The organism is Aeromonas sp. PI_26, assembly GCF_027854445.1.
GTDB classification, from domain to species: domain Bacteria; phylum Pseudomonadota; class Gammaproteobacteria; order Enterobacterales; family Aeromonadaceae; genus Aeromonas; species Aeromonas veronii.
Window position 1 is genome coordinate 132,468 of record NZ_JAJNOE010000013.1, and the last position, 6,000, is coordinate 138,467.

Below are 6,000 nucleotides of genomic sequence, written 5' to 3' on the forward strand. Positions count from 1 at the left end.
ATTGTTATGGGGGAAGTCTTTGAGTTTCCGGTGCGTGTCTACTACGAAGACACCGACGCCGGGGGCATCGTCTACAACGCCAATTATCTCAAGTTTATGGAACGTGCTCGCACCGAGTTTCTTCGTGCCAAAGGGGTCGAACAGGACGTCTGGCTGCAGGAGGGATATGCCTTCGTGGTGAGCCGAACTGAGATCGATTTCCGCTCGGCGGCCCGTTTTAATGAACTATTGAATGTATTAACGCAAGTGATTGAAGTGAAACGCGCATCCCTGCGCTTTTCGCAGCAGATCCTGGCGGCTGATGGACGACTGATCACCCAGGCCATGGTACAGATAGCCTGTGTCAGTCATCCGCAAATGAAACCTGTAGCTATACCTGAAAAAATCAAGGGAGTGCTGTTAAGTGCACGCTGAAATTTCGTTTATTGGCCTGTTTTGGCAAGCCAGCCTGTTGGTAAAACTGGTCATGATGACCCTGATGAGCATGTCTATTGTCTCGTGGGCGCTGATTATCCAGCGTTCAAAGGCGATCAAGGCGGCCAATCTCGCATCGGAACAGTTTGAAGATCGCTTCTGGTCAGGGGTCGATCTCAATCGCCTCTATCAGGAGTCCTCTTCTCGCCGCGATGATATCGAAGGCATGGAAGATATCTTCTACTCCGGCTTCAAGGAGTATGCCCGCTTGCTCAAGGCCGGTGCCCGTGGTCAGGATGCGGTGATGGATGGTACCTACCGCGCCATGCGCGTCTCCCTCTCCCGCGCGGTGGATGATCTGGAATCCAATCTGCCGGTGCTGGCGACCATCGGCTCCATCAGCCCCTATATCGGTCTGTTTGGTACCGTATGGGGGATCATGAACGCCTTTATCGCCCTGGGTCAGGTGCAGCAGGCTACCTTGCAGATGGTGGCACCGGGTATCGCGGAAGCGCTGATCGCTACCGCCATGGGTCTGTTTGCCGCTATCCCGGCGGTTATCTTCTACAACCGCTTCTCCAACAAGGTCGAGCGGCTGGAGAACGCCTACGCCAACTTCATGGACGAGTTCACTACCATTCTGAACCGTCAAATTGCACAGCAGCAGGGTGATCAGTAATGCAAACCTATCAGCGGATCCGGCGCAAGAAGGTGGCCGAGATCAACGTGGTTCCCTATATCGACGTCATGCTGGTGCTGCTTATCATCTTTATGGCGGTCACGCCGGTGATCACGCAAGGGGTCAAGGTGGATCTGCCACAGGCTGAGTCCGAGCAGTTGCCGGAAGATGCCAAGCCGCCCTTCATCGTCAGCGTCAATACCGAAGGCGAGTATGTCATCAAGGCTGGCGAAGCCGATGACGAGCCGGTGCCAAGCGGCACGCCAGAGGCGATGCAGCAATACATCACCGAAAAAGCCATGGGCTATCTGGCGATCAACCAGAATGCCCCCGTGGTGGTCGCGGGTGACAAGGCCGTGCGCTACGAAGAGGTGATCCTGTTGATGGTGGCCCTCAAGAATGCGGGTGTGCCTCAGGTTGGCCTGATGACAGATCCGGTGAACTAACGGAGATGGATGTGAAGCGTGGTATTTCCGGTTATCTCATCGCGTCGTTTCTGCTGCACCTGATCATCGGCATCATCCTGTTTGTCGGGCTCGATTTCAGCAAACCGAAACGACCCGAATCGAAGGGGCAGATCGTCAATGCTGTCATGCTCGATGAGAACTTCCTCAACGAACAGGCCAAGCAGATCCAGCAGCAGAAATCTCAGCCCAAGCCTCAAAAGGTAGAGAAAGAGAAGGATAAGGAAGACACGGATCTCGCCAAGCGCGAGCTGGCTCAGAAACAGGAGCAGCTTCGCATCGCCGAGACCAAGCGCAAGCAGGCCGAAGAGGCGACTCGCAAGGCCGAGGCCGAGAAGCAGAAGAAGGTTGCCGAGCAGAAGCAGGCTGAAGAGAAGGCCCAAAAAGCTGAGGAAGCCCGCAAGCTGGAAGAGCAGAAGGCCAAGAAGGCCGAAGCCGAGCGTAAAGCGGCGGAAGCCGAGAGCAAGGCGTTGGCGTTGAAGAAGAAAAAGGAACAAGAGAAGAAAGAGGCCGAAGAGAAGGCCAAGGCGGCAGAAGCCAAGGCCAAGAAAGCGGAAGCTGACAAGAAGGCCAAAGCCGAAGCCGAGAAGAAAGCCAAGGCAGAAGCAGAGAAAAAAGCCAAAGCCGAGGCCGAGAAGAAGGCCAAGGAAGAGGCTGAGAAAAAGGCAAAAGCTGACGCAGAGAAGAAAGCCAAGGCAGAGGCCGAAAAGCAGGCCAAGATCGCGGCTGAGCGCAAGCGTAAAGCGGCCGAGCAGGCCAAGCTGCAAAAAGAGATGGAAGAGATGATGCAGCAGCAGCTGTCGGCTGAGGCCAATGCCCGCAGTCAGGCTGCATCGGCAGCAGCCCAGGGCGAAGTCGACAAATATGCGGCGCTCATCAAGGCCACTGTTGAGCGGTATATGATTTTGGATCCCACCATGCGGGGCAAAACATGTACTATCGGCGTACGTCTTGCGAGCAGTGGCTTTGTCATATCGGTAGATAACGGCCAGGGTGACCCGGCGGTCTGTCGTTCCGGTAAGGCGGCTGTTCTGAAAGCCAATCAACTGCCTGTGCCCAAGGATCCTGCGGCATTCGAGATGTTGAAGGAATTTAACCTGAAGTTAGAACCGAGTATCTAAGCGTGATAAAACGAGGTTGCTTGCCTCCGGTTGGCAACCTCTCGCCGAGAAAGGAATTTAACCTCTCATCTATATTGGAACCGAGTATTTAAGCCATGATCAGAAAAGTATTTTTTGCTTTGGTTGGCTGTTTGTTGCTGGGCCAGAGTGCCCAGGCGGCCCTGGACATCGTCATCACCGGCGGTATTGATAGCGCACGCCCCATCGCCGTTGCTCCCTTCAAGTGGGAAGGCAACGGACAGTTGCCGCAGGACATCGCGGAAGTAGTCTCCAACGACCTGATGCGCAGCGGCAAGTTCAAGCCGCTGGCCCGTGGCCAGATGCCGCAAACCCCGAGCAGCAGCAGCGAGATCAACTTCGCTCCCTGGGCCTCCCAAGGGGTTGAAGCCGTGGTGGTGGGTTCCATTTCGGCAGTCGGTGACGGCACCTACAAGGTGAACTTCGAGCTGGTCGATGTGCTGAAAGGCCAGCTGGCCAAGGCACAAGGTGGCGAGAGCAACGGTTACATTCTGGATAGCCGTATGGCGACCATCCCGGGTGCCCAGATGCGCCAGTTTGCCCACCGTATCTCCGACATCGTCTATGAGCGTTTGACGGGCGAGCGCGGTGCCTTCCTGACCCGTCTGGCTTATGTCTCCGTACAGCAGGGTACCCAGTTCCCGTACCAGCTGCGTATTTCTGACTACGACGGTTACAACGAGAAGACCTTGCTGCGCTCCCGCGAGCCCTTGATGTCTCCGGCCTGGTCGCCGGATGGCAGCAAGCTGGCTTACGTGAGCTTCGAGAACCAGAAGTCCGAAATCTACGTGCAGGATATCTACACCCAGCAGCGCAGCCTGATCACCAGTTTCCGCGGTATCAACGGGGCGCCGGAGTGGTCTCCGGATGGTCGTCGTCTGGCTATCGTTCTCTCCAAAGATGGTTCACCGAACCTCTATGTGGTTGATGTCGCTAGCAAGCAGCTGACCCGCGTCACAACCAGCCGTGTGATCGACACCGAACCCTCCTGGATGCCGGATGGGCAAAATTTGTTGTTCACCTCTGAACGTGGTGGCAAACCCCAGATTTATAGCGTAAATTTGGCGACTGGTATGACTCGCCGGATGACTTGGGAAGGTGAATCCAACCAGGGTGCATCCATCACTCCTGATGGCAAAATCATGGTGATGGTGACCCGTGTTCAGGGACAGTATCGTATTGCCCGTCAGGACATGGAAAACAATGCCCTGTTGGTCCTTACCCAGAGTGCTCTGGATGAGTCGCCAAGTGTGGCTCCCAATGGCAGCATGATCATTTATGCCACCATCTATCAGGGTCGTAAGAGTCTCGCGTTGGTGTCGACTGATGGTCGCTTCAAGGCTGTGCTTCCGACCAGTAGCGGTGAAATTCGTGCACCAGCTTGGTCGCCCTTCTTGAATTGATAAAAATCCAATTGTTTTTTGTTTTGTTATAAAGGTTTAAGGAAATAGCATGCAACTCAATAAACTGCTCAAGGGTTTGGCCATCGCACTGCCACTGTTCACCCTGGCCGCTTGTAGTTCTTCTTCTGATTCCGACGCCGCTGGCGCTGAATCAGGTATGACCGACGGCATGGGCGGTGTACAAACCGGCGGCGCCAACGGCATGTTGTCCCCGGAAGAGCAGATGCGTCAGAAGTTCGAAGCACTGCAGCGTGACAACGTGATCTACTTCCCGTTCGACGGTTACGATATCCAGGGTCAGTACGCTGATCTGCTGGATGCCCACGCCAGCTACCTGCGCGAGCGCCCGAGCGTGAAAGTCCTGATCGAAGGTCACGCCGATGAGCGCGGTACTCCCGAGTACAACATCGCTCTGGGCGAGCGTCGTGCCAAGGCTGTTGCCAAGTATCTGCAAACCCTGGGTGTGCAGGCCGAGCAGCTCTCCATCGTCAGCTATGGCGAAGAGAAGCCGCTGGACATGTCTCACACCGAGGATGCCTTTGCCAAAAACCGCCGCGCGGTTCTGGTTTACTAAGGTTTAAACCGAACTAAGTTCGTTTATATGCAAGCGGCCATTTCGATGGCCGTTTTATTTGCACTAAACGCCAAGGTTTGATCCGAATGAAATCTGCATATGCGAGCGACGATGGCGCTGGCCGTTTTATCTGTACTAAACGCTAAGGTTTGATCCGAATGAAATCTGTGTACAAGCAAGCTGTCGTTGCGCTGGCCGTATTGGTTGCTCTGAATGCGCAAGCTGCGGCTCCTGTCAGCGATCTGGGCGGTGACTCGGGGGGTGGCGTTGTCCTTAGTGGCAACAACGGCGCCATCGTGCCCACCGGTAGCCTGGAAGATCGGGTTGCCCTGCTGGAGCGCACCCTCAATGCCCGTCTACGACTGCAAGCTGAATTGCAGCAACAGGTCGACTCCCTGCAAGGGGAGGTTTCCGAGCTGCGTGGTCAGCTGGAGCAGCAGACCTACCAGATGGAACAGTCGCAAGAGCGCCAGCGTCAGCTCTACCAAGAGCTCGACAAGGTTGCCAGCAGCCAGCAGGCTGCTCCAGCCGCCGCGGCCCCTGCTGCTGCCACACCGGCTGCCGCCGCCAATTACTCAACCAATCAGGATGAGAATCAGGCCTACGACGCAGCGGTCAACATGGTGCTCAAAGAGAAGAACTACGACAAAGCCATTCCGGCTTTCCAGGGCTTCATCAAGCAGTACCCCAATTCGGGCTATGTTCCCAATGCACACTACTGGCTCGGCCAGTTGCTGTTCAACAAGGGTGACAGAGCCGGTGCCTCGGCCCAGTTCTCGACCGTGGCCAACAAATACAGCAAATCCCCCAAGCGAGCCGATGCGCTGCTGAAGCTGGGTATGCTGGCGCAGCTGGATGGCAAGAAGGCGGAAGCCAAATCCTTCTATGAGCAGGTGATCAAGGGCTATCCCAACACCTCGCCGGCCCAGTTGGCCAAACAGAGTCTGGCCAAGCTGTAACATTGCTGTATGTCACTGTTTTCGTAACGCTACTGTAAAAACAGCCTGCATTTGTACGCACAGTGAGCAAACGGATTTAAATTACGAATTTTCTGTTGCACCGGAAATTTAAATCCGTAATATAGGCCGCCGTCAGAGCCGAAGCAGTAATGCAGTCGGAACTGGTCGTGGTGAGGGTCGTTAGCTCAGTCGGTAGAGCAGTTGACTTTTAATCAATTGGTCGCTGGTTCGAATCCAGCACGACCCACCATTTTCTCCACTCGGTGGAGACAGAATTCCCAGGTCGTTTAGCTCAGCTGGGAGAGCACCTCCCTTACAAGGAGGGGGTCACTGGTTCGATCCCAGTAACGACCACCAGTTTGTAGAAA

General features: G+C 55.3%; 7 protein-coding genes and 2 tRNA genes. All 9 read left to right on the forward strand.

The genetic code is table 11. The features are described 5' to 3' along the window. Positions 1-6 precede the first annotated feature (6 nt). The 9 genes from ybgC to LRL22_RS14745 all read left to right on the forward strand — a co-directional run bounded on the left by ybgC (position 7) and on the right by LRL22_RS14745 (position 5,989). Positions 7-414 (forward strand): tol-pal system-associated acyl-CoA thioesterase, encoded by a 408-nt coding sequence (gene ybgC / locus LRL22_RS14705; protein WP_005335737.1) that lies wholly within the window; start codon positions 7-9, stop codon positions 412-414. Continuing rightward, the gene (gene tolQ / locus LRL22_RS14710; protein WP_005335735.1) at positions 404-1,093 is read left to right on the forward strand and encodes a protein TolQ; all 690 of its coding nucleotides are present in this window, start codon (positions 404-406) and stop codon (positions 1,091-1,093) included. Before ybgC ends, tolQ begins: the two co-directional genes overlap by 11 nt. Further along, positions 1,093-1,539 (forward strand): protein TolR, encoded by a 447-nt coding sequence (gene tolR / locus LRL22_RS14715; RefSeq protein ID WP_005335733.1) that lies wholly within the window; start codon positions 1,093-1,095, stop codon positions 1,537-1,539. The genes tolQ and tolR overlap by 1 nt, the downstream gene beginning before the upstream one ends. A 5-nt stretch (positions 1,540-1,544) precedes the next feature. After that, positions 1,545-2,678 (forward strand): cell envelope integrity protein TolA, encoded by a 1,134-nt coding sequence (tolA, locus tag LRL22_RS14720; protein WP_013723471.1) that lies wholly within the window; start codon positions 1,545-1,547, stop codon positions 2,676-2,678. A gap of 95 nt (positions 2,679-2,773) precedes the next feature. Continuing rightward, on the forward strand, positions 2,774-4,099 hold the full coding sequence (tolB, locus tag LRL22_RS14725) for a Tol-Pal system beta propeller repeat protein TolB (RefSeq protein ID WP_005335728.1): 1,326 nt from the start codon (positions 2,774-2,776) through the stop codon (positions 4,097-4,099). A gap of 49 nt (positions 4,100-4,148) precedes the next feature. Further along, the gene (pal, locus tag LRL22_RS14730) at positions 4,149-4,673 is read left to right on the forward strand and encodes a peptidoglycan-associated lipoprotein Pal (protein WP_005304908.1); all 525 of its coding nucleotides are present in this window, start codon (positions 4,149-4,151) and stop codon (positions 4,671-4,673) included. A gap of 158 nt (positions 4,674-4,831) precedes the next feature. Continuing rightward, on the forward strand, positions 4,832-5,632 hold the full coding sequence (ybgF, locus tag LRL22_RS14735; protein ID WP_270905683.1) for a tol-pal system protein YbgF: 801 nt from the start codon (positions 4,832-4,834) through the stop codon (positions 5,630-5,632). A gap of 174 nt (positions 5,633-5,806) precedes the next feature. Next, positions 5,807-5,882, forward strand: a tRNA-Lys gene (locus tag LRL22_RS14740). Between the two features lie 31 nt (positions 5,883-5,913). Beyond that, positions 5,914-5,989 (forward strand) — tRNA-Val (locus tag LRL22_RS14745). Positions 5,990-6,000: the final 11 nt, after the last annotated feature.

What these genes read in the sequence shown, in the direction of transcription:
- pal (WP_005304908.1), top strand. Translation starts at nt 4,149, where the DNA reads ATGCAACTCAATAAACTGCTCAAGGGTTTGGCCATCGCACTGCCACTG.
- tolA (WP_013723471.1), top strand. Translation starts at nt 1,545, where the DNA reads ATGGATGTGAAGCGTGGTATTTCCGGTTATCTCATCGCGTCGTTTCTG.
- tolR (WP_005335733.1), top strand. Translation starts at nt 1,093, where the DNA reads ATGCAAACCTATCAGCGGATCCGGCGCAAGAAGGTGGCCGAGATCAAC.
- tolB (WP_005335728.1), top strand. Translation starts at nt 2,774, where the DNA reads ATGATCAGAAAAGTATTTTTTGCTTTGGTTGGCTGTTTGTTGCTGGGC.
- ybgC (WP_005335737.1), top strand. Translation starts at nt 7, where the DNA reads ATGGGGGAAGTCTTTGAGTTTCCGGTGCGTGTCTACTACGAAGACACC.
- ybgF (WP_270905683.1), top strand. Translation starts at nt 4,832, where the DNA reads ATGAAATCTGTGTACAAGCAAGCTGTCGTTGCGCTGGCCGTATTGGTT.